The organism is Undibacterium pigrum (genome assembly GCF_003201815.1).
Taxonomy (GTDB): Bacteria; Pseudomonadota; Gammaproteobacteria; order Burkholderiales; family Burkholderiaceae_D; genus Undibacterium; species Undibacterium pigrum.
Genome location: NZ_QJKB01000006.1, coordinates 117,861 through 140,559 on the forward strand (window position 1 = coordinate 117,861; position 22,699 = coordinate 140,559).

Genomic DNA, 22,699 nt, shown 5'->3' on the forward strand with positions numbered 1-22,699 from the left:
ACGGCATTCTTATCGCTTTTTCATCGCCATGATTTTTTCATCCGACGCCAGTCCACATTCCCCTTCTTTGTTAACAATACGCAACGCTCGCATCGTCAGTGCAGATCGCGTTTTTTCCGGCTCCATGACAGTCAGCCAGGGCAGGATCAATGCGCTGGATAGCGAAGTCTCAGGCCTGACGGGGGAAGACTGGCAGGGCGATTATCTTTTGCCAGGTCTGGTCGAAGTGCATACCGACAACCTGGAAAAACATCTGATGCCACGACCCAAGGTTCACTGGCCGGTCATGCCAGCGATACTGGCGCATGATGCTCAGATAGCGGCAGCAGGCATTACCACAGTGCTGGATGCCATTGCCGTGGGTGATATAGACCCTGATAGTGTGCGCATGCAAACCCTGCAACCCTGTGTCACGGGTTTGCGTACTGCCCAGCAGGCTGGCTTATTGCGTGTCCAGCATTTCCTGCATATGCGCCTGGAACTGGCTGAGCCGGATTTGCTGGCGATGTTTTCACCCTTCCTGCAAGATGAAAGACTCAAGCTGGTCTCGCTGATGGACCATACGCCGGGCCAGCGCCAGTGGACAGATTTAACGCATTACCGCGTCTATGTGACAGGCAAGCGTGGCTGGAGTGAGCAAAAAGTCGACAAGATGCTGGGTCTTTTGCTGGAGCGCCAGCAACGCCATGTGGCTGAAAACCGCAATCTGGTGATACAGGCCTGCCAGCAACATGCTCACCCCATCCCGCTGGCTTCCCATGACGACACCACGGCTGAACATGTGCACGAAGGCGTGGCTGGTGGCGTCAGTATTTCAGAGTTCCCTACCAGCTTGCTGGCGGCGCAAACAGCCAGGCAGCAGGGGCTGGCTATCGTCATGGGTGCGCCTAATCGTGTACGCGGAGGCTCGCATTCTGGCAATGTCTCGGCCAGTGAGCTGGCCAGGCATGATTTGCTGGATATCCTGTCATCCGACTATGTACCCGCCAGCCTGTTACAGGCAGCTTTCATGTTGCAGGAAGATGGCTATGACTTGCCAAAGGCAATCGCCACTGTCAGCCGGGCACCGGCACACTCACTGGGATTGCATGACAGGGGGGAAATTGCCATAGGCCTGAAAGCAGATTTCATCCGGGTGCGTATGCTGGACCAGTTACCAGTTGTGATTGCTGCCTGGCGCGACGGCATACAAGTCGCCTGAAGCTATTTTTCCAGAATGGCCTGGATGGCAGTCAGTGCTTCCAGCGCACCCATGGCCAGACCCACATCCCGTGCAAAGGGAACCTGGGATTCGCGCAAGTTGATACGCAGCAACCTCCCGCCATGATCCAGCATGACACGATGGCTAAAGTTGCGCACGCTGGGGATGGCCGTACCCGCCCCCAGTTCTATTACCAGAGGACGGCTGGCGCTACTTAACCACTGTGCCTGGCGCGCGGCCTGCTGCTGCGCTCTTTGCTCCAGCCAGTCGCTATCGCCAAACATCAGGATATTTGGCCTCGCCATGCCGCCACAATGCGGGCAGGCAGGTGCTGCATTCAAGAGCTGGCACTGTAGCTCATCAACTTCGGGAATAAATGGATCTGCCTGCCAGATGCTGTTGCGGCAGGGAAGCAGGCATTGCAGATAATGGATGGAACCATGGCATTCATTGATGTGCGCCTCTTCCATGCCAGCCTGCTGAAAATGTCCATCGACATTGCTGGTGTAGACACTCAGACCATGGGGCTTGGCGACACCCCATTGCCTGAGTATCTCAAAACCCGCATGTGGCAGGGTTTTGCGATACAGGCCCAGCCTGTGGCCATAGAAACCCCAGGCGAGTCGCGGGTAGCGGCGAAAAGCAGCCGGATTGGCGATTTCATAAAAAGGGATGGCTTGCTGGCCCAGGGCAGGGTAAGCCTTCCAGAAACCATCACTGCCACGAAAATCAGGCAAACCAGAGTCCACGCCCATGCCCGCTCCTGCAGCAATTACCAGGCTGTCTGCCTGGTCAACTAATTCTGCCGCCTGATGGATGAGATGAGCAGGGAACACTGAACTTGTCCTTATGGAGGGAGGGGCTGATTCGCAGCCTAACTGTGCCATTTCTCTTAATTCCAGGCAAGGCTGCCAGGGAAATACCAATAAAAGTGTAACAAGAGTTTAATGAAATTGTAAATAAACGTGAAAAACGCCAGTCAGCAGCATAAACTATTGCTTGCAAACAATATTAATCTGGAGACAAATGCATGCGTGCCGTTCCACAACTTCTTGCCGGGCTGTTATTGACACTGAGCCTGCCCATGTATTCACATGCCGATGAAGGCAATCAGGGCACCCAAGCTACCATACGGATAGGCATCATCGGCCCCTTCACAGGCAAATCTTCTACTGACATGGGGGAAAGCATACGCGGTGGTGCCAGGGTGTTCCTGCAGGATATCAACCAGATCGGTGGTGTCATGGGGCGGCGCATAGAGCTGGTTGAACGGGATGACCAGGCCAAGCCTGAGCTGGGTGTGGCCATGGCAAAAGAGCTGGTGGACAAGGAAAAAGTCGTGGCCGTCATTGGTATTGCCAATACAGGCGTGGCCTTGCAGGCTGCCAAGGTTTTCCAGGACAGTAAAAAACCACTCATCATCACGGCAGCCACTGGTGCGGCAGTCACCAAGCAATATATGCCACCGGCTATTCCTGACAGTTATGTTTTTCGTCTGGCGGCCAGCGATAATCTGCAGCCCTCAGTCATTCTGAGTGATGTCATCGACAAGCGCAAACTCACGCAAATCGCCATCCTGCATGATGACAGCCCTTACGGCATGTACGGCAAGGAAAACCTGATGGCAGAAATGCAGCGCCGTAAAATCACGCCTGTGGCCCTGGAAAGCTTCAAGGTTGGTGACCAGGACATGACTGCTCAACTGAGCAAGGCCAAGCAGGGCGGGGCACAGGTAGTGGTGGTGTATTGCCTGAGTTCTGAAGGTGCCATGGTTGCCAATAGCATGAGCAAGATCAAGCTCAATGTGCCGCTGGCAGGTTCCTGGACCCTGTCGCAGCGCAGCTTTGCCGAACTGGCTGGCGGCAATGCAGAAGGCACGCGCATGCCTGTGACTTTCATAGAAAACGATGCCAGCAACCGCAGCAATGATTTCGTACTTAATTATTTCCGCATAAATAATGTTAAATCTATTCCCTCGGCTGTGGCGGCCGCGCAGACTTATGACGCCCTCAGAATCCTGACTTTGGCCCTGATGCAGGCCAATACTACGGATGGCGACAAGATCAAACTGGCGCTGGAAGACATGAAATATGACACTACCTCTACCGTCATATCGCGCTATAAAAAACCCTTCTCCAAAAACGACCATGAAGCCATCGCAAGGAATATGCTTTTCATAGGAGAAATCAGACGTGGCAAGGTTGCTTATGCGTATAAGGAAGATGCCAATAGCAGTCTGATCGTACGTACCAAATAATACTCTCTTTAAGACTCTCTTTTTTGCCCAGTCGGGCACCTCACTCATTTGCCTTCAGTGCCAGATTCACTGGCCTGAGGGCAACATGTCATCTAGCATTTCATCACGCTTTTGCTTGCTGCAACGCAAATAAACTTAACCAAATTTAACTTCGCTTTTGTTGGCATTCGGCTATGCTATTAATCGTAAAGCAAGAGGTATTCTGCCTGCCCAGATTGTATTGCTACGCCTGTACATCCGTATTCTTGAACAAGAATTTGTCGGTCAAAAAAATCCATAAGAAAGGTCATTATGAGCAAAGAACAGATACGCCAGGTATTGAAGGAACATGGCAAATTTTCTGCCAATATCGATAGCCTGGCTGATGATGCCGACCTGTACGAAGCTGGCATGACATCACATGCCAGCGTGAATGTCATGCTGGCCCTGGAAGATGCTTTTGACCTGGAATTCCCTGACCGCATGCTCAAACGCAGCGTGTTTGAAAGCATCAATGCCATCGATGCAGCTATACAAGAATTGACGGCATGATATGGATACCCCGGCCACTCCCATGATATTGGCGGCCAGGCTGGTCGCCAGAGAATTTGCCGCGCCGCATGCCAATGCAGTTGATCATGAGGCGCGCTTTCCGCTCGAAGCCGTCACGGCACTCAAGCGAGAGAAATTACTGAGTGCCTATGTGCCTGCTGAACTTGGCGGGGCGGGCGTTGGCCTGACTGAACTGGTACAGATCGTGGAAATCCTGGCGCGTGAATGTGCTGCCACGGCGATGATCTATGCCATGCACCAGATACAGGTCATCAGCATAGTCAGGCATGCGCTGGATAATCCCTGGTATCAGAATTATTTGCGTAAGCTGGTTGCCCATCAATACCTGATCGCCTCGGTGACATCTGAGGTTGGCGTGGGTGGTGAAATGCGTCGCAGTAATTGTGCGGTGGAAGCGGATGGCCAGCGCTTCAAACTGGTCAAGGATGCGACCACGATTTCCTACGGAGCACAGGCCGATGATTTGCTGGTGACGGCCAGACGCAATCCCGATGCCGCGCACAGTGATCAATCATTGATACTGGTGCGCAAGGCCGATTACACGCTGGAACAAAAAGGTGGCTGGGATACCATGGGCATGCGCGGCACTTGCAGCCCACCTTTCCTGATGACAGCTGCTGGTGATGTCGCGCAGATTATTGACGTGCCCTTTGGCGATATGTCGGCACAAACCGTGGTGCCGGTATCGCATCTGTTATGGGGTGGATGCTGGATGGGTTGTGCAGCCGCTGCCGTCAACAAGGCCAGGGCTTTTGTACGTGGCCAGGCACGTGCCAATCCCGGCACCGTGCCACCGACAGCATTGCGTCTGGCTGAACTGGTCAGCATGATGCAAAGCCTGCGTACCTCCGTGCAAGCCTGTCTGACTGAATATGAAGCCCTGTCAGTTGCCGATGATGCGGCAGTTGGCATCCTGACTTCCATGGGCTATTCGCTGAAGATGAATAACCTCAAGATAGATGCGACCCAGGCTCTGCCGCAAATTGTTACGAAGGCCTTATCCATTTGCGGCATACTGGGCTATAAAAATGATAGCAAGTTCAGCATGAGCCGCCATCTGCGTGATGCACATTCAGCCGCCATCATGGTGGGCAATGACCGCATATTGGCAACCAATGCCAATTTGTTGCTGGTACTTAAAGACGACTAGGAAAGGCTGACATGTCTATCGATTTTTCTCCTGAAGGCCTGACCGATGATCTTGTTGCTGCCGGTCACATCATCCCCGTAGGTGTACAAGGCATTTTTGGCCGTGGCCCGGTATTTGAAGATGTGTTGCGCCGCTTCGATGATTATGTCAGCCGCGTGGCTGCCAATGATGGTGCTGTCAAAATGTCTTTCCCACCCTGCCTGGACCGCAAGGTGCTGGAGCGCAGTGAATACCTCGATTCTTTCCCACAACTGGCGGGCACCATTTTCAGTTTTACCGGCAATGAAGCCCAGCACAAGGAACTCATAGAAAACGTCCATGAAGGCCGTCCCTGGACCCATCTGCAAACCATGACGGCAGTCTGCCTGACGCCAGCCGCCTGTTATCCGGTCTACCCCAGTTTCACTGGTACTGTTCCTGCTGAGGGACGCCTGGTGGATATGCAAAACTGGGTATTCAGGAATGAACCTTCACCTGAGCCTACCCGCATGCAATCTTTTCGCGTGCGTGAATTTGTACGCGTGGGTACGCCCGACATGGTGGTGGCCTGGCGCGATATCTGGTTGCAGCGTGGTCTGGATATTTTAAAGTCACTGGGTTTGCCTGCACACTCTGATGTTGCCTCCGACCCTTTCTTTGGTCGCGGTGGTCGCATGCTGGCCGCTAACCAGCGTGAACAGCAATTGAAGTTTGAAGTGCTGGTGCCAGTGATCTCTGAAGCCAAACCAACGGCGGTTTGTTCTTTCAATTATCACCAGGATCATTTCGGCAAGCTGTTTGAGATTTACCAGCAAAATGGCGAGCTTGCTCATACCGCCTGCCTGGGTTTTGGCCTGGAGCGCATCGTCATGGCCTTGTTCAAGACGCATGGCATGCAGCCAGAAAACTGGCCTCAGGCTACTCGCGACTTATTGTGGTCATGATGTGCTCATGAGCCTGCACGCTTTACATCCGATTATTGCCAGCACCTATCAGCCACATGCCCTGCATGGTGCTGACCGTGCCTGGGCAGAAACCAATTGCTATATCGATGTCTGGATAGAAGTCCTGCATGCCCAGGGGCTGAATCCGCTGGCCTGCCTGCCCATGGTATTTGCCAATGATTTCGATGGCGACCAGTGGACTTTCTACAAGCCGCCGCATGAAGACTTGTTTGCCCTATATGGCATAGACGTGCAGGAACTCAATGTCTGGCGCGGCTTGCTCAGCAACGCCAGCGTACAGCTAGGCCGTGGCCGTCTGGTGCTGACAGAGACAGATTCCTTCTACCTGCCCGATACGGCGGGTACAGACTACCGTACCAACCATGTCAAGACCACGATAGCCATACAGGAAATCGATATTGAACAGCAAAAACTGGGCTACTTCCATAACAGCAGCTACCATGAATTGCAGGGCGAAGATTTTGTCGAAACCTTCAGGATAGGCAAGCCGCATGATGCGACATTCATGCCACTGTTTGCCGAGTTCGTACGCCTTGACCATGTACAGAAAAAAACAGATGCAGAACTGGCCGCCATCTCTTTGCCACTCTTGCGTAAATACCTGGCCAGACGCCCGCGCTGTAATCCTGTCAGCCAGTTTCTGCCAGTCTTCATCAACGACGTAGAGCGATTGAAAGAAGATGGCATGGCGGCCTATCACGCCTATGCCTTTGCCTGTCTGCGTCAACTTGGCGCAGGCTTTAGCCTGGGGGCACATTATCTGCGGTGGCTGCAGCAAAACCAGCAAAACCAGCAAAACCAGCAACACCCGCAACACCAGACCTTGCAGTTTGATGCGGCAGCAACAGAATTTGACAGCATTTCTGACATCACCAAGACCTTGCTGCTGAAAACCGCCAGAGCCGTCATGGGAAAAAAAGCCGTGGACCTGGCGCCTTTGCTGGAACAGATTTCCCTGCATTGGCAACAGGGCATGGATGCGCTGGATGTCAGCTTGGCTAGCCTTGTCAGCCAGGTCAGCGAGTGATTTTGTGGATATAAAAAATCAGCTTATTCCGCTCACTGCCGACTGGCAAGTCATGCAGGTGCCTGCTGGCAGCCATGCCTTGCCATCGACATTGAGCGAGGCAAAGTCTGTAATATTCCCAGCACCAGTGCCGGGCACTATCGCCAGTGCGCTACGCGCTGCCGGGCAATTCGACTATGGCAAAAACGATTTTGACGAGCTTGATGTCTGGTATTTTTGTGATCTGGATTTGCCCGGAAATGCAGCACATCTGCATTTTGAAGGTCTCGCCACGCACGCTGAAGTTTACTGGAATGAGAGCCTCATACTGCAGAGCGAGAATATGTTCATTGCCCATAAGCTGGATCTGGCAGCTCATTCCGTGAGTGGCAAGGGGCGCTTGAGCCTGCGCTTCCTGGCATTGAATACGCAACTGGCACAACGTCGTCCCCGTCCGCGCTGGAAAACCAGGCTGGTGGAACAGCAGCAATTGCGCTGGCTTCGCACCAGCTTGCTGGGGCGTATGCCGGGCTGGTCACCACCAGTTGCGCCGGTAGGGCCATACCGGCCCATCATGCTGGAATTGCAAAGCCCGGCCCGCATTATTGACCATCGCATCAGGAGCAAGCTTGAGGGCGCAGATGGCAGTCTGGAAATCGAATTGACACTGCAAAGTGTGCATGCACCGACAGCCTGCAGCATCCACATTGGTGAACAAGAATTTGTCTTGAACTGGCAAAGACTGGGGGAAGGGCAATACCGTATTCTTGGTTTGTGTCAAATGCAGCAGGTCAAAAAATGGTGGCCGCATACGCATGGCGATGCGGCACTATATACGCTGGAATTAAGTATGGCCTACGGCGATGACAGGCAAACCATCAGGCTTGGTCATACCGGCTTTCGCCAGATAAAAGTCGATCAACGCGAGGGTGATTTCAATCTGCATGTGAATGGCATCCCCGTGTTTTGCCGTGGTGCCTGCTGGACGCCGATGGATATCATCAGTTTGCAAAATGAAGCCGCCAGTTTGCGCCATATGCTGATATTGGCACGCGATGCCGGCATGAATATGCTACGCCTGGTCGGCACCATGGTGTATGAGACGGATGCGTTTTATCAGCTATGCGATGAACTCGGTATTCTGGTCTGGCAAGACTGCATGTTTGCGAATATGGATTACCCGGTGACAGATGCTGCATTTGCCGCCAGTATCGAGAAGGAAGTGCAGCAATTCCTGTTGCGTACCCAGGCATCGCCCTGTATTGCCGTCGTCTGTGGCAATAGTGAGGTGGAACAGCAGGCAGCCATGCTGGGCCAGCCTGCTGAACTCTGGCGCAATACGTTTTTTGCCGAGACCCTGCCCGGGCTATGCCAGCAATACCGGCCCGATGTGCAGTACTGGCCATCCAGCCCCAGCGGCGGCGTCATGCCCTTCCAGCTTGATAACGGGGTTGCCCATTATTTTGGTGTTGGTGCGTATTTACGGCCACTCGATGATGCGCGCCGCAGTGCTGTGCGTTTTACTTCGGAATGCCTGGGCTTCTCGAACATGCCAGACGATGAGCTGCTTGACAGCATGTTGAAGAATGGCGAAACGCCAGGCCCGCATCCTGCATGGAAGCAGGGCATACCGCGTGACAATGGCACAGGCTGGGATTTTGAAGACGTGCGCGATCACTATATGGCTGAGTTGTATCAAGTCAACCCTGCCAGCCTGCGCTATACCGACCGTGAACGTTTCCTGTCACTGGCACGCAGCACGACTGGTGAAGTCATGGCCAAAACTATCGCTGAATGGCGTAGTACAGGATCAAGCTGCCATGGCGCCCTGATCTGGTTCTGGCGTGATTTGAGACCAGGCGCAGGCTGGGGCATTATCGATGCCAGTGGCAAGCCCAAGGCAGCCTATTATTATCTGAAGCGTGCCATGGCAGCGCTGACAGTCCTGATTACGGATGAAGGTTTGAATGGCCTGGCCCTGCATGTCATCAATGATGGGCCTGAGGCATTCGAGGGTGAGCTGGAACTGAATTTCTACCGCCAAGCAGAAACCCGCGTGGCCCATGGCCGCACGGCAGTAAAGCTAGCGCCGCATACAAGTATAAAAATACAGGATTATGCGCTGTTGCCGCATTTTATCGATACCAGCTATGCCTATCGCTTTGGTCCGGCTGGACATGATGTAGTGGCGGCGGTGCTGTATCAACAAGCTCAACAAGGTCGGCAAGGGCATGAGCAGGCAATTGCCACCGACTTCCATTTCCCGCAGTCTCATCAGTTGGCAGTACAGGCGGATACGGGTTTGCAGGCACATTGCAGTATGGATGCCGATGGCGGATACGTGCTGCACTTGAGTACCCAAAGACTGGCGCAAGCAGTGTCCATACAAATACCTGGCTTGCTGCCTGAGGATAATTATTTTCATATGGCACCTGCCAGCTGCAGAGAAGTACGACTGTCCGTAATACATGGCAAACCCATCAAGTCTGGTCATGTACAGGCGCAAAATGCGCAGGGCAGTGTCAGAGTGGCTGTGGTGAATGGGGCAGTAACTGGTGCGTTAAATAGCGTGGCAACTTAGCGGGGCAGATTTGGCAGCACAACAGTATCCAAGCAAAGACATTTTGTACACGCCACAGGCCTTCTGGTTTGGAGATACTGCTGCGCCCATGCTGGGCTGGTATCACCCTGCCAGGGTACGTGATGCTGGCGGCAGCCGTCAGTGTGGTGTCGTGCTTTGCCCTCCCTTTGGCCATGAATACATGGTGTCCTACCTGTCGTACAAACACCTGGCCAATCATCTGGCTAAAGCTGGTTTTGATGTCTGCTTTTTTGACTATAACAATAGTGGTGATGCTGTCGATGTTGATATTGATGGTGGCGACAGGGTGGCCTTGTGGCAGGAAAATATACGCCAGGCCGCCAGGCAATTGCGCCAGATGGCAGGGGTGGAGCATATCACCCTGTTTGGTTTGCGTCTGGGGGCCTTGCTGGCAGGAACCGTAGCGGCAGACATTGATGCCAGGGCGCTCATGCTGATGGCTCCCGTGATATCAGGACGTGCCTATGCACGTGAAATGCTGGTTTTGCGCAATATGAGTTCCTTGCAGCCCGAAGTTTATCCCGAGCAAACCATAGACCCCAACCAGGTCGCTACCGACGATGAATTGACGGGTTATGAGTTCACAGCAGCAACCCGCAGCAGCCTGGGCAAGCTGGACTTAAGCAAATTGCCTGCGCCAGCCATGCCCGTCTTTTTACAGCAGCGTGACGATATTATTGGCCAGGACAACAAGCTGGTACAAGCCTGGCATCATCATGACCATGCCCTGCATCTGTCAGACTTGCCGGGTTATGCCGCCATGATGCGCGAAGATGCGCATGATACAGTCGTGCCTGTGGCCATCTGGCAAGCCATGCAAACCTGGCTGGAGCGTTATTTCCCTTTGCGCGAAGCCGCTGGCCGTGAACTGCCTGCCTATCGCCATACCGCCAGCATCCGTCTTGGCAATAGCGTGGTCATGGAAGAGCTGGTTGATTTTGAAGGCATGAGCGGTATTGTCAGTCGTCAGGCAAGTATAGATGCCCGCGCCTTACCCTGCGTGATACTGTGCAATATTGGTGCGAATCACCGGGTAGGTAATCACCGCCTGTACGTCACTCTGGCGCGTAGCCTGGCCAGCCAGGGCTTTTGCGTTTTGCGCTTTGATAAGTCCGGCATAGGCTATAGCCGGATGACGCCGGATGATAAGGAAAATGATGTCCATTCTGTCTCAGGCGTCGATGATCTCAGCAGTGCCATGTATTTCATGCAGGGCAAATACCATAGCCCCTCTTTTGTCCTGACGGGTTTGTGCTCAGGTGCTTATCTGGCTTATCTGAGTGCGCTCAGGGATGAGCGCGTCAGTGGTCTGGTCCTGATAAACCAGCTGACATATCGCTGGCGTGAAGGCGACACCATAGAGGGGCGCAAGAAAGCCACCATTAAATCCACCCATTTTTACGTGCAGGCGCTGGCTAAAGGCGGTACCTGGAAACGGGTCATCAAGGGGCAGGTAGATTTCCGTCAGATAGGCAGCAATTTGCTACGCCGTATAGGCAAGCGCCTGCGTACCCAATGGCAGTTGTTGAGTACCACGTTGATGCACAATAATCTTTTTATCGGGCAGGTGGCACGTAATTTAAGAAATCTGGAAGCGCGTGGCACTGAGCTGGTACTGATCTATGAAGCCAGTGATACCGCAGTCGATATCATGACCGAACAATTCGGCAGACATGCCAAATTATTAGGTAGCAGTGAGCGCATCTGCCTCAAATTTTTTAATGGGGCTGACCATACCTTTACACCGCGCTGGTCACAACTGGCGGTAGTAGACTTCATAGGCAAACAATTGCTGCATCGCTTCAGTCATCGCCAGCTGGTACCTGCATCTGTGCCTGCACCAGCTTCTGCTTCAGCTTCAGTTAAGCAGCATCCTGCAGATGAACCTGTTTCTGCAGACGTGGCAAAATAAAACGCCAGACTACGATCAGTTCAAACACCTCCACCACGATCAGAGCCAGGATGGCGCCTGGTGCTCCCATGCGCGGGATGCTGAAATAAGTAATCAACAGCACCATGGCGAGAGTCACGCTGCCAAGGAAAAACATTTGCTTGTAAGCACCGCCACTGGATAGCCAGGATGTGCCCACCCAGCGTGCTGCATTGATGGCGAAATAAGCGCCCCACATCATGACCAGAGGATCAAGCCCGCTATACTTGGCGCTGATGACATGGCTTTCCAGCCAGGGCAGGGCAAGCAAGAGCAGGGCGACATAGGCCAGCACCACCAGTTCTATACCCGCGATGGAAAACAGTGTCAGACGCTTCAGGCCATGCCAGTCTTTTTTCGCCATCAGACGGCTGGCCTCCGGTCTTGCCACTCTGGACCATGCGGCCACCGCTAAGGGAATGGGCATGAGCATCAGGCGCGAAGCATTCAAATCGGCAATTGCGACGACGCCCAGCCAGGCTCCCGACAGATACACATAGCTGTAATTCGACAACCAGCCTACGATGACACCGGACACCGCCCAGCGTCCATGACCTGAAATGGTTTCCTGATGGGCATTGATGGCCTGGCGGATTTCTTCTTCTGCGTGGGCTTCGACATCGGTCGAAGTATGTGCCAGAAAATGCTGGCGACTGGCCAGGGTACACAGCAAAGACGAAGCGGCCAGCAAGCTGAACACAGTCACCAGATCAAAATTCTTGCTGAAATACAGGGATGCCAGGCCAATGGCAACCAGACTCACATACAAGATATCCTGCCGCAGGACAGAAATGATGTCAGACTGGATAAAACCTACAGTTCGGCCATATTCACGTATGCCATTGCCAAACAGATAGGTGGCAAATACCGCACCCAGCAACCAGCTCTTGTTGCTGTAATGCGTAGCCGCTGGCACAAACTCCACAATCACGAAGGCCAGCGATCCTATCGCCAAAGTCCAGAATACTTGTTTGTACCAATAGTGACGCAGCAGGGATTTACGGGTATCGCCCTGGACAGACGGGGCGACCGTGGTCAGTGGACCGGCTATCCATGAATCAACGATCAGGCCGACCAGCAAACCACCTGCATACAATTGCCCATACAGGCCATAATCATCCTTGGCCACCAGATTCATGAGCAAAATGCCAATGACAAAATTCAGGGCGCTAAGCATGCCCTGGTCAATGACCGATAATATGGAAGAAGAAAGAAATTTTTTATAAAAACTCATGAGCTTGCACGGGGTGGTCCTGGCTTATGATCCTGACTTAAGATGCGCGATTGCAAAGCATGAGCTGACTTCATGAGCAGACCTCTGTATTTTGCAACAGAAACATAACATCAGGATGAGTTGATACACAAAGTATTTCATTCTTTTACAATGGCTTAACTCTCATTTTCAAACATTTATGAATAATTTGACTACTAAAGACCGTGCCCTGGTGCTTTTCAGCGGCGGTCAGGACTCTGCCACCTGCCTGGCCTGGGCATTGTCCCGCTATGCCCATGTCGAAACCATAGGCTTTGATTATGGCCAGCGCCATGCCATAGAACTCAGTGTCAGGCCCACGCTGATAGAAAAAATGCGCCAGTTTTCACCAGAATGGCAAAGCCGCCTGGGTGAAGATCATATGATAGACCTGTCCCTGATCTCGCAATTGTCACACACGGCAATGACAGAGGATATTGCCATAGAAATGCAAGAGAATGGCTTGCCGAATACTTTTGTGCCAGGCCGTAACCTGATGTTCATGATGACCGCCGCTACACTGGCTTATCGCCGTGGCTTGAATGTACTGGTTGGCGGCATGTGTGAAACCGATTTTTCCGGTTATCCGGATTGTCGCGACGACACCATGAAAGCCCTGCAAGTAGCGTTGAACCTGGGCATGAATACCAGACTCAAGCTGGAAACCCCGCTGATGTGGATCAATAAGGCGCAAACCTGGCAACTGGCTGAGCAGCTTGGCGGTATTGCCCTGGTCGACCTGATACGCGAAGATACCCACACCTGTTATCTGGGCCAGCGTGGTGCCATGCATCCCTGGGGCCATGGCTGTGGCACTTGTCCGGCCTGTGCCTTGCGCGCCCGTGGCTATGAGTATTATCGCAACGGTAATTTTGATCTGTAATTTCGACCTGTGACGTTGACTGTAAGCTTGCTGTTAACTTGCTGGCTTAGAATAGCGGCTTACTCCATGAATGACATCCTATGCTGATTGCCATCATCACCGACCTGCATGCCAACCGCGAAGCCTTGCAGGCTTGCCTTGCGCATGCAGAAAAGCATAAGGTGACACGCTATGCTTTTCTCGGTGATCTGGTCGGCTATGGCGCTGACCCCCGCTGGGTACTCGATACCGTGATGGACTATGTCAGGCAGGGGGCATGGGCACTGATAGGCAACCATGATGCCGCCTTGCTGCAGGGAGATGGCCAGAGCATGAACCCGGTGGCCAGAAAAGTGGTGGACTGGACACGTGCCCAGATCACGGCAGAGCAACTGGATTTCATCGCCAAACTGCCTTACCGCATAGAGTGGGAAGACATACTGTTTGTCCATGCCAATGCCTGGGCGCCCGAGAAATGGGATTATATAGACGGTGTCATGGAAGCCACGCGCAGCATGCATGCGACAAAGGCCAGCATCACCTTTTGCGGGCATGTGCATATGCCCACCCTGTTCCATATCAGCCTGACTGGCAAGACCGGGGAATTTACTCCCATGCCTGAAGAAGGCATACCCCTGAGCAGGCAAAGACGCTGGCTGGTCATTCCCGGTTCAGCAGGCCAGCCGCGTGATGGCAATCCGGCAGCCTGCTATGCAAGCTTTGATACTGACAGCCAGGTACTGACTTATTACCGCGTGCCCTACGATGCAGAAACTGCCTGCCAGAAAATCATTGCAGCGGGTTTGCCTGCTGTTCTCGGGCACCGGCTGCTGCACGGTAATTAGCCAGGTAATAATATGAACGGCCCCGGACATCACAAACTGCACAGCGGTATGGAATTCGATGGCTATCGTCTCGAAGAAAAACTGCATACCGGTGGCATGGCCGCTTTATGGCGGGTCACTGACTTGCGTGAGCGCCATCCGGCAACACAGGAGGACGGCACTCAACTGCCCCTGATCATGAAAGTGCCTCTGCTGTACTCAAGCGATGACCCTACTGCCATCGTCGCTTTTGAAGTTGAGCAAATGATCATGCCCAAGCTCAAGGGCGCGCATGTGCCACGTTATTTTGGCGCAGGTGATTTTGATGCCCAGCCGTATATCGTCATGGAGCAGATTGCCGGTACCTCCCTGCGCAGCCGTTTTGAACAAGCGCCGCTGCCAATTGCCGAAGTGGTGGATATCGGTATCAGGGTAGCGCATGCCTTGCAGGACCTGCACAGGCAACATGTCATCCATCTTGATGTGAAACCCAGCAATATCATGTTCCGCCCTGACGGTACTGCCGTCCTCATCGACTTTGGTTTATCGCGCCATGACCGTCTGCCGGATTTGCTGGATGAAGAATTCCGTCTGCCCATGGGCACGGGGCCGTATATATCTCCCGAGCAGGTACTGGGTGTGCGCAATGAGCCGCGCAGCGACCTGTTTTCGCTGGGGGTATTGCTGTATCACCTGGCAACCGGACAGCGGCCCTTTGGTCATCCAACTTCAGTCGCAGGCCTGAAAAAACGCCTGTACCGTGACCCCATTCCACCACGCAATCATCGTAGCGATCTGCCATCCTGGCTGCAGGAAATCATACTGCGCTGCCTGGAAGTGGAGCCGCGCGCCCGCTTTGACACGGCCGCCCAACTAGCCTTATTGCTGCAGCATCCTGATCAGTTGCAATTGACAGCCAGGGCAGAAAAGCAGGTACAGGATGGTTATTTATCAGTGCTCAAGCGGCGTTTCCAGGCTGCTGGTGTTGAGCCTGCCTTGTCACAGAGTGCATCAGATCAATTGTCCCGGGCACCCATCATTGTCGCTGCACTGGATTTGACTGGTGGCACAGAAGCACTGGCAGAAAGCCTGCGCAATATCACCCGGCGTATGTTACAGACGGAGCCAGGTGCGCGTCTGGCTTGCCTTACCATACGCAAGGTCAGCCGCATAGGCATGGATGAGAGCCTGATACAACAGGGTGAAAATATCCATGTCAAACAACTGGTGGACCTGAAGCACTGGGCCAGGCCACTGAATCTGAATCCCGACAAGATTACTTTCCACGTACTGGAAGCGTCGGACCCGGCCGGTGCGATTATTGACTATGCCCACAGCAACCAGGTGGATCACATCATCATCGGCTCGCGTGGCAGTTCTGCGCTACGCCGCTATCTGGGCAGTGTCTCGGCGCAAGTCGTGGCCGAGGCTGAATGTACGGTGACAGTTGTGAAAGCCAATGAAAAATAGCGGCTCTATTTTTTTATGCTTTCCAGTACCTGATCAACAAAATCGCCATCAGCATCGCTGAACTTCAGGCGTACCGGATACCATTCCAGGCTGGGAGCCAGCCATAAGTCCAGTTGCTGGTCCTTGGAATCGGCCGGTGGTGCCTTGCTGACATGGATGGCGACCATATCACCCATGGGCGTCTTGATGTTTTCCGACCCCAGCACTTTAAAGGTCCAGGGGTCGGCATCACGGCGTCCTGCGACCAGCATCTTCCATTCTGAACCTGCCTTGAAAGCTTCGCCAGCAGCACGGGCGATGGCAATCAATTGCCAGCTGGCGCTGGTCCTGTCCTGTTCTCCACCTTTCAGGACATAGGTTTCAGTGGAGGCACTAAACCGCAGGGTTTTGCTATCGCGTTCAAAACTGGTGGTAGTGGCTGGTTTGCGAAACCGTTTTTCGACAAATTTGTCTGGCGCCAGACCATATTCATCAATACTGCCATGGCTGCTGGCATCAAGAATTTTACCAACCAGCATGGCATGGGTTTCAGTGACTATGCTGTATTTCTGGTCAGCCACATGCCATTTGACCGAGGCCGAGCCACTCAACGGCAAGCCGCTTTGTTTGGCTTTAATACTGTATTGCAGTTCAGCACCTGGCGGTAACTTGTAAGCCTGCCTGGTAGCTATTTCACTGCCTTGCGCAAATGAAGTCTGGTAAGACGCCGAAAGCGCCAGAATGATTACGCAAATGGAGATAGGTTTAAGCATGATTAATTTCCAGGAATGCTGACGATATTGGTGACTGTTTGTGTCGTGACTGCGCCATTGCTTTCAGTATTCTGTATCTGTACGGGATACCAGTGTTGATCTGGTGCCAGCCATACTTCAAGTTTGGAATTGTAGGAGCCTGGACGCGGCGGGCGTACCAAATGCCAGGCCATGATCTTGCCTATTTTGGTGTCAATTTCTTCCAGACCCACCACCACGAAAGAGAATATGGCCAGGTCGCGCTCTTCAGCAACTTGTATGCGTATTTCGCGTCCCACCTGGATCTTGCCAGGTTCAGCACGCGCAATGCCCGCCAATTGCATGATCATACTGGCCTTGTCCTGGATACCTTCTTGCATCTCAAGCGTTTTATTGGAAGAAGAAAAACTGACACGCTTATTTTCATTGTCGAAATGGGTCGCTGTCTCACTCCGGCTGCGTCTTTTTTCTGTATTGACTGAGGGGGCGAGTCCGTTTGGCATAATGCTGCCCTCACTACTGATTTGATACAAATTGACGGAAGTCAGCAACAAGTCCAGAGATGCGTCTATGCTCAGCTTGTAATTCCTGTTGTTGAAACTCCAGTTGATTGTGCTGTCACCATAAGCCGGGTGGCGGTTAGGCTCTGTCCTGACTATGCGCATGGTGATTTTTCCTGCTGGTGGCAAGTATACTGGGTAAGTTTGCGGACCATCAGTGTTCACACTGTCATTGCTGACGGGACTACTGGTGTCGGCAGCCTGGACTTCGGTTTCGGCTTTTACTGGTGGAGGTGGAGTTTGTACTAAAGGCTCGTTCGTTGCAGCCTCCTTTGGTGCTGTCTCTACTTCTATCTGCCTGACAGGTGCCGCCACCACTGTTTTCTTTACTGCAGTCGGGGAAGTCGATGTTGGCGCTGCCAGCGGCCCGGGTTTGGCGCTGATGCCAGCCAGCTTTTTTTCTGCCTCTTCAGGGACATCCCTGAATTGCACGGCGATAGAGTTTTCCTGCATTCTGGCTTTGGCAGCTGGCTTATCTGGATTGTAACCATGCAAAGCGAACAGATGCAGTAATACCGCTGCGACCAAAAACAGCAGATTCTGGCGTTTCAGTATATAGGTATCGAATTGAGGTGCAATTGTCTTCATCCTGCTAGTGTAAACGCAGTCGCCTTATTTTGGATGACCAGGCTGTTTTGCAGGCGGGTAAAATGTCAATTTTTTACAGCAAGTTACTTTTTGCTGGCGTACAGAAAGATTCTGATGTTAACAACAATAAAAAACTACCTGAGGCCAGGCCTGATTGGCTTACTGGCAATATCCGTGTTGAATAACGCAAGTGCTGCACCTGGCTCGGCCACTTCCGTCGCAACCCTCAGCCCTGTCCGCATAGGCATGATAGATGGCCTGAGCGGGGCTTTCAGCAATGCCGGTGAGGCAGTGCAAAGAAACCTGCAAATCGCTATCGAGCGGGTGAATGCCCGTGGCGGGGTACGCCTGCCGGATGGTCTGCATCCCCTGCAACTTAGCAGCTTTGATAACAAGCAGGGGGTGGAAGAGTCACTGACCGCGCTCAAACACCTGACTGATCAGCAGATACCCTTTGTAGTACAGGGCAATAGCTCTGCCGTGGCACTGGCACTGGTCGATGCCATCAACAAGCATAACCAGCGCGTGCCTGAGCATCGCGTGCTATTTCTCAATTATTCAGCGGTGGATACCACGCTGACCAATGAAAAATGCAGTTACTGGCACTTCCGTTTCGATGCCCATGCAGATATGCGCATGCATGCCCTGACCGAAGTCATCAAGACAGACAGTCGCGCCAGCAAAATTTACCTGATAGGCCAGGACTACAGTTTTGGCCGCCAGGTGAATAAATCTGCCCGCGCCATGCTGGCAGAAAAACGGCCCGACATCAGCATCGTCGGTGAAGACTTGCATCCCATAGGCAAGATCAAGGATTTTTCTCCCTATGCCGCCAAGATCAAGGCCAGTGGTGCGGATGCCGTCATCACTGGCAACTGGGGCAATGATCTGAGCCTGCTCGTCAAGGCCATCAGGGACGCAGGCATGAGTACCAAGTTTTACACTTTCTATGGCAATGGCCTGGGTGCGCCGGCTGCACTGGGTGATGCTGGCCTGGGCAGGGTGCGTGCAGTGGCTGAATGGCATCCCAATGCGGGCGGGGCCGACAGTGATGCCTTTTACCAGCAATTCCGCCAGCGTTATCCTGACCCCAGGGACGACTATGTGCATCTGCGCATGCAAGCCATGGTGGAAATGCTGGTCACTGCCATAGAAAAAGCCAAAACCACAGAAGCTGCCGCCGTGGCCCGTGCCCTGGAAGGCGCACGCTACAAGAATGCTTTTCATGATGCCGTCATGCGTGCAGAAGACCATCAACTGATACAGCCCTTATATGTCTCGGTCATGCAAAAAAAGGGCGAGAACGGGGTGCGTTTTGATAACGAAGGCAGTGGCTATGGCTTTAAAACCGAGCGTTATTTCGATGCGCGATTGACGGCCTTGCCCAGCTCATGCAAGATGCTTAGAATTAAATAAACTGCAACCCTGAAAATATAAAGGAAGCATCGTATGAGTAATCCGTTTTCTGGTTCTGAGATCCCCGGCATGAATGCCATGGGCGATACCCTCTCTTTCGTTAAAAAACTCTGGGGCAATATGCAGGTACCCGGCATGGTGGCACCACCCATGTCGGTCGATGAGCTGGACAAGAAAATTCAGGATTTGAAGACGGTGGAATCCTGGCTCACGGTCAACATGAACATGTTGCGCGGCACCATACAGGCACTGGAAGTGCAACGCGCTACCCTGGCGGCCTTGCAGTCACTGGGTGAAAGTTTCGCCCAGCATGCACAACAGGCTGGTGCGATGGCAGAGCAGGCCGTGTCGGCTACAACTGCGGCCACAACAGGAACAACAGGAGTGGGCAATCCAGGCAGCAATGCCGACTGGCCCATGCATCCCAATGCTGCCAAGGCAAAGGTCGCAGAACCTGATCCAGATGAAGAAGTTGAAGAAGATAGTGCAGACATGCCGCCAGAAGCTGGCGCAAATTCTGTAGAAGCCGAAGTACCGGTAGGGGAGAACACTCAGTCTGCCAAATCTGCAGAGACAACAGATACCAGTACCCCATTCGTCAACCCGGCCGCCTGGTGGGGGCTGTTGCAAGAGCAATTCAAGCAGGCTGTCAGCAAGGCGATGGAAGGAGAGCAGGCAGAGGCTGCGAAAGAAACAGCGCCAGAAAAGAAGGCCCCTGCAAAGAAAGCCGCAAGCAAAACCACTACCAAATCCACAGTTCAGTCGCCTGCGACAAAAACGACCAAACCAGTGAGCAAAGCCAAATCTGCAACTGCTGGCAAACCAGCCAAAGCAAGCACTAAAACCGCAGTCAAGCCTGCTGTAAAACCTGTCAGTAAACCTGCAAAAACAAGCAAGTAAAAATCATCTACACGGGAGTCGATGCTGGAGATCAGCATCGACTATTCAGCAGTTCAGAATTTCAATAGAACGGAGATTTGCAGTTGACCTTGCTGACTTGCTTGATTTCTACTGCTTTTAAATTATTATCCAACATCCAGGCAGACATGCGTTTCAGTTTCGAACCACCGGTCTTGTTGATGACAATGACTTTATCCGATTTGCCGTAGATACAATCAGTTAAAAAATCAAGACCTTCTTTAGGGCCAGTTTCAGGTAGAGTGATTTCTACCAGTTGCAAGGGAGATTTCGCTTTTTCCGTAGCTGACATTTCTCTATATTGAGTGCTTGTATCAATGACGAATACGGCTTTGGAAAATTGCTCTATCGGGTTAGGCGTGCTGGATTTATTTTCTATGGGTTTAGCGACGAAGAGTATGTCTTTGTTGCCAATTCTATTCACACTGATGGCTTGCCATTTCTCATCTATTTCTTTGCGCGACGGCAAGCCATTTGCTGTCGGGGGCGGTGCGGCCTGAGTAACTGCTACTGTAGGTGCCGGGGCTGCAGGAGTAGCAGGCACGGTGGTTTTTGCTACTGGCATGGGAGCGGCTGCAGGTATAGGTTTGGCTGGTGCCGCAGCAACTTCTTCGCCCTGATATTTGTATTTACCATCAAACGGTACATCACCCCAGGAACTGGCACATGCTTCCACATGTAATTGCATGCCACCTGCCGCGCGCTTTAAAGTCATATTGCATCGGCCTTCGCTGAAATTCCAGCCACCTGGTGCATCTGACAACTTGCCTTCGCCTGCACCACTGCGTAAATTGCCCGGCTTGCCTTTTTCGGCGACTTCCAAAGTGAATTTGCCGTCAGGCTTGACTGTCAGCAGGCGCTCAAAGCCGCTGTCGCTGGCATCATAGACACCTGCCTTTGGATAGGGGCTGTAATCTGCGGCCAGGGCAGACCCAGCAAGGCAAGACAGGCTGATTGACAACAGGCTCAGGGTCTTAAAGGGAGATGATCTTTTCATGTGATTGCTAGAGGTCTGATCCGGGAAGGAGGATGCACGCGCCCTGCATGAAGTATGCAGGGCCTGATGATGGTGGCATGACACGCAAAACCATGTCAATTAAATACTTGTACATTTTGCATTCAAGCGCAACAAGATGTAAGCGGACTTGTACTAATGCAGGGACTTTGATATTGCAATTTGTTTGTTCAGGCTTCTGCAAAATTTGCCGCAACGAAATCCCAGTTCACCAGGCTCCAGTAGGCAGCCATATAAGCCGGGCGCTGGTTGCGGTAGTCAATGTAGTAGGCATGTTCCCATACATCGCAGGTCAGCAGTGGTTTGTCGACACCGATCAGGGGTGTGGCGGCGTTTGAGGTGTTGGCAATTGCCAGTGTGCCGTCAAAGCGCTTCAGCAGCCAGGTCCAGCCAGAGCCAAAATTGCTGATACAGGACTGGGTAAATTCCTGCTTGAATTTTTCAAATGAACCCCATTGCGCACTGATGGCATCACCCAATGCGCCAGTGGCAACGCCACCACCGCCAGGTGTCAGGCTTTGCCAGTAAAAATTGTGATTCCACACTTGTGCCGCATTATTGAATATGGCACCTGTCGATTTCTTGATGATATTTTCCAGCGATTCATCGGCAAATTCCGTGTCCTTGATCAGGGCATTCAAATTCGTCACATAGGCTTGATGATGTTTTCCGTAGTGATATTCCAGTGTCTCTCTGGAAATATGCGGTTGCAATGCATCCATCGCATAGGCTAGCTCAGGTAAAGTATGCAGCATGGTATTCCTTCCTGTGAGCAATTACGGCGTGGTATCCACCCGCAGCTTCGCCTGCAGTGTTATCTCCGGTACGCTGGCGAGTGCTTTTGACAGTGGGCAGTCACGTTTTGCTGCCGCCGCAATTTCCTGAAATTTTTCATCGTCCATGCCTGCGACCGTCGCTTCCATCGTCAGTGAAATACGGTCAATGACAAAGCCCTCGCCTTGCCTGGCCAGGTTGACGCTGGCTTTGGTGTCGACATCCGTGGTTTTGAATCCAGCCTTTTCACAGGCAAATGAAAATGCCATCGTGAAGCAGGCAGCATGTGCAGCTCCCAGTAATTCTTCAGGGTTGCTGCCGCGCCTGTTATCTTCAAAGCGGCTGGCAAAACCATAGGGGTAGTCTTTCAATGCAGCCGTCTCAGTGCTGATGCTACCGAAAGCAGTTTTGCCCGAACCTTCCCAATGTACGCTCGCAGTTTTTTCAGTCATGGCGCTACCTTTTGTGTAATGTAAGTAACTAGCCTATGCCTCCCATTCAAAGACATCTGTACGCTGGCGCACAGAAGAAATAAGGAAGAATATTTATTTGCAGGCGTCGTATGTGCAGCAACGTACAGAGAATGATTCGTACATCATTTAGTGTGTAGCTAAGTATTCAGTACGGCTGTTTTTGCACTTGGCTAC

Annotated in this window: 20 protein-coding genes; 13 read left to right on the plus strand and 7 right to left on the minus strand. The window is 52.6% G+C overall.

What is annotated here, in order from left to right; translation table 11 throughout:
- Window positions 1-28 precede the first annotated feature (28 nt).
- The gene (locus tag DFR42_RS17840; protein ID WP_110256381.1) at window positions 29-1,201 is read left to right on the plus strand and encodes an alpha-D-ribose 1-methylphosphonate 5-triphosphate diphosphatase; all 1,173 of its coding nucleotides are present in this window, start codon (window positions 29-31) and stop codon (window positions 1,199-1,201) included.
- Between the two features lie 2 nt (window positions 1,202-1,203).
- Here DFR42_RS17840 and DFR42_RS17845 read toward each other — a convergent pair whose 3' ends face one another.
- Window positions 1,204-2,037: an SIR2 family NAD-dependent protein deacylase gene (locus DFR42_RS17845; protein WP_245937005.1), complete on the minus strand. Its 834-nt coding sequence runs from the start codon at window positions 2,035-2,037 to the stop codon at window positions 1,204-1,206.
- Window positions 2,038-2,231: 194 nt separating this feature from the next.
- Here DFR42_RS17845 and DFR42_RS17850 point away from each other — a divergent pair, with 194 nt between their 5' ends.
- From DFR42_RS17850 to DFR42_RS17880, 7 genes are all read left to right on the plus strand, one after another.
- The gene (locus tag DFR42_RS17850) at window positions 2,232-3,458 is read left to right on the plus strand and encodes an ABC transporter substrate-binding protein (RefSeq protein ID WP_245937006.1); all 1,227 of its coding nucleotides are present in this window, start codon (window positions 2,232-2,234) and stop codon (window positions 3,456-3,458) included.
- 291 nt (window positions 3,459-3,749) lie between these two features.
- Window positions 3,750-3,989 carry an acyl carrier protein gene (locus DFR42_RS17855; protein WP_110256382.1) on the plus strand — a complete coding sequence of 80 codons (240 nt, stop codon included), beginning with the start codon at window positions 3,750-3,752 and terminating at the stop codon, window positions 3,987-3,989.
- A gap of 1 nt (window position 3,990) precedes the next feature.
- On the plus strand, window positions 3,991-5,160 hold the full coding sequence (locus DFR42_RS17860) for an acyl-CoA dehydrogenase family protein (RefSeq protein WP_110256383.1): 1,170 nt from the start codon (window positions 3,991-3,993) through the stop codon (window positions 5,158-5,160).
- Window positions 5,161-5,171: 11 nt separating this feature from the next.
- Window positions 5,172-6,083, plus strand: coding sequence for an amino acid--[acyl-carrier-protein] ligase (locus tag DFR42_RS17865; protein ID WP_110256384.1), 912 nt, complete (start codon window positions 5,172-5,174; stop codon window positions 6,081-6,083).
- A 7-nt stretch (window positions 6,084-6,090) separates the two neighbouring features.
- On the plus strand, window positions 6,091-7,131 hold the full coding sequence (locus tag DFR42_RS17870; protein WP_170133570.1) for a DUF1839 family protein: 1,041 nt from the start codon (window positions 6,091-6,093) through the stop codon (window positions 7,129-7,131).
- Window positions 7,091-9,691 carry a glycoside hydrolase family 2 protein gene (locus tag DFR42_RS17875; RefSeq protein ID WP_146218886.1) on the plus strand — a complete coding sequence of 867 codons (2,601 nt, stop codon included), beginning with the start codon at window positions 7,091-7,093 and terminating at the stop codon, window positions 9,689-9,691. Before DFR42_RS17870 ends, DFR42_RS17875 begins: the two co-directional genes overlap by 41 nt.
- 10 nt (window positions 9,692-9,701) lie before the next feature.
- Complete coding sequence (locus DFR42_RS17880) at window positions 9,702-11,624, plus strand: serine aminopeptidase domain-containing protein (RefSeq protein ID WP_110256387.1); 1,923 nt, start codon at window positions 9,702-9,704, stop codon at window positions 11,622-11,624.
- Here DFR42_RS17880 and DFR42_RS17885 read toward each other — a convergent pair.
- Entirely contained in the window at window positions 11,575-12,876 is a 1,302-nt protein-coding gene (locus DFR42_RS17885; RefSeq protein ID WP_110256388.1) for a lipopolysaccharide biosynthesis protein, read from the minus strand. The genes DFR42_RS17880 and DFR42_RS17885 overlap by 50 nt on opposite strands.
- A gap of 178 nt (window positions 12,877-13,054) precedes the next feature.
- On the opposite strand from DFR42_RS17885, the gene queC reads away from it, so the two are divergent.
- The 3 genes from queC (at window position 13,055) to DFR42_RS17900 (ending at window position 16,050) form a co-directional block, all read left to right on the plus strand.
- Window positions 13,055-13,777, plus strand: coding sequence for a 7-cyano-7-deazaguanine synthase QueC (gene queC, locus DFR42_RS17890; RefSeq protein WP_110256389.1), 723 nt, complete (start codon window positions 13,055-13,057; stop codon window positions 13,775-13,777).
- 80 nt (window positions 13,778-13,857) lie between these two features.
- The gene (locus DFR42_RS17895) at window positions 13,858-14,601 is read left to right on the plus strand and encodes a metallophosphoesterase family protein (RefSeq protein ID WP_110256390.1); all 744 of its coding nucleotides are present in this window, start codon (window positions 13,858-13,860) and stop codon (window positions 14,599-14,601) included.
- Between the two features lie 12 nt (window positions 14,602-14,613).
- Window positions 14,614-16,050, plus strand: a complete 1,437-nt coding sequence (locus tag DFR42_RS17900; protein ID WP_110256391.1) for a bifunctional serine/threonine-protein kinase/universal stress protein — start codon at window positions 14,614-14,616, stop codon at window positions 16,048-16,050.
- Window positions 16,051-16,055: 5 nt separating this feature from the next.
- Here the strand turns inward: DFR42_RS17900 and DFR42_RS17905 are convergent, their stop codons facing one another.
- Together DFR42_RS17905 and DFR42_RS17910 are read right to left on the minus strand one after the other, a co-directional pair.
- Window positions 16,056-16,802 carry a DUF3108 domain-containing protein gene (locus DFR42_RS17905; RefSeq protein ID WP_110256392.1) on the minus strand — a complete coding sequence of 249 codons (747 nt, stop codon included), beginning with the start codon at window positions 16,800-16,802 and terminating at the stop codon, window positions 16,056-16,058.
- Between the two features lie 2 nt (window positions 16,803-16,804).
- Window positions 16,805-17,929, minus strand: a complete 1,125-nt coding sequence (locus DFR42_RS17910; protein ID WP_110256393.1) for a DUF3108 domain-containing protein — start codon at window positions 17,927-17,929, stop codon at window positions 16,805-16,807.
- A gap of 114 nt (window positions 17,930-18,043) precedes the next feature.
- Between DFR42_RS17910 and DFR42_RS17915 the strand changes: the two genes are divergently transcribed.
- Both DFR42_RS17915 and DFR42_RS17920 read left to right on the plus strand, forming a co-directional pair.
- The gene (locus DFR42_RS17915) at window positions 18,044-19,345 is read left to right on the plus strand and encodes a branched-chain amino acid ABC transporter substrate-binding protein (protein WP_110256394.1); all 1,302 of its coding nucleotides are present in this window, start codon (window positions 18,044-18,046) and stop codon (window positions 19,343-19,345) included.
- A 33-nt stretch (window positions 19,346-19,378) separates the two neighbouring features.
- On the plus strand, window positions 19,379-20,245 hold the full coding sequence (locus DFR42_RS17920) for a PhaM family polyhydroxyalkanoate granule multifunctional regulatory protein (protein WP_110256395.1): 867 nt from the start codon (window positions 19,379-19,381) through the stop codon (window positions 20,243-20,245).
- A 61-nt stretch (window positions 20,246-20,306) separates the two neighbouring features.
- Here the strand turns inward: DFR42_RS17920 and DFR42_RS17925 are convergent, their stop codons facing one another.
- The 3 genes from DFR42_RS17925 to DFR42_RS17935 form a co-directional block, all read right to left on the minus strand.
- Entirely contained in the window at window positions 20,307-21,260 is a 954-nt protein-coding gene (locus tag DFR42_RS17925) for a hypothetical protein (protein ID WP_110256396.1), read from the minus strand.
- A gap of 188 nt (window positions 21,261-21,448) precedes the next feature.
- Complete coding sequence (locus DFR42_RS17930) at window positions 21,449-22,033, minus strand: superoxide dismutase (protein ID WP_110256397.1); 585 nt, start codon at window positions 22,031-22,033, stop codon at window positions 21,449-21,451.
- Between the two features lie 21 nt (window positions 22,034-22,054).
- On the minus strand, window positions 22,055-22,504 hold the full coding sequence (locus tag DFR42_RS17935) for an OsmC family protein (protein WP_110256398.1): 450 nt from the start codon (window positions 22,502-22,504) through the stop codon (window positions 22,055-22,057).
- Between the last annotated feature and the right edge of the window lie 195 nt (window positions 22,505-22,699).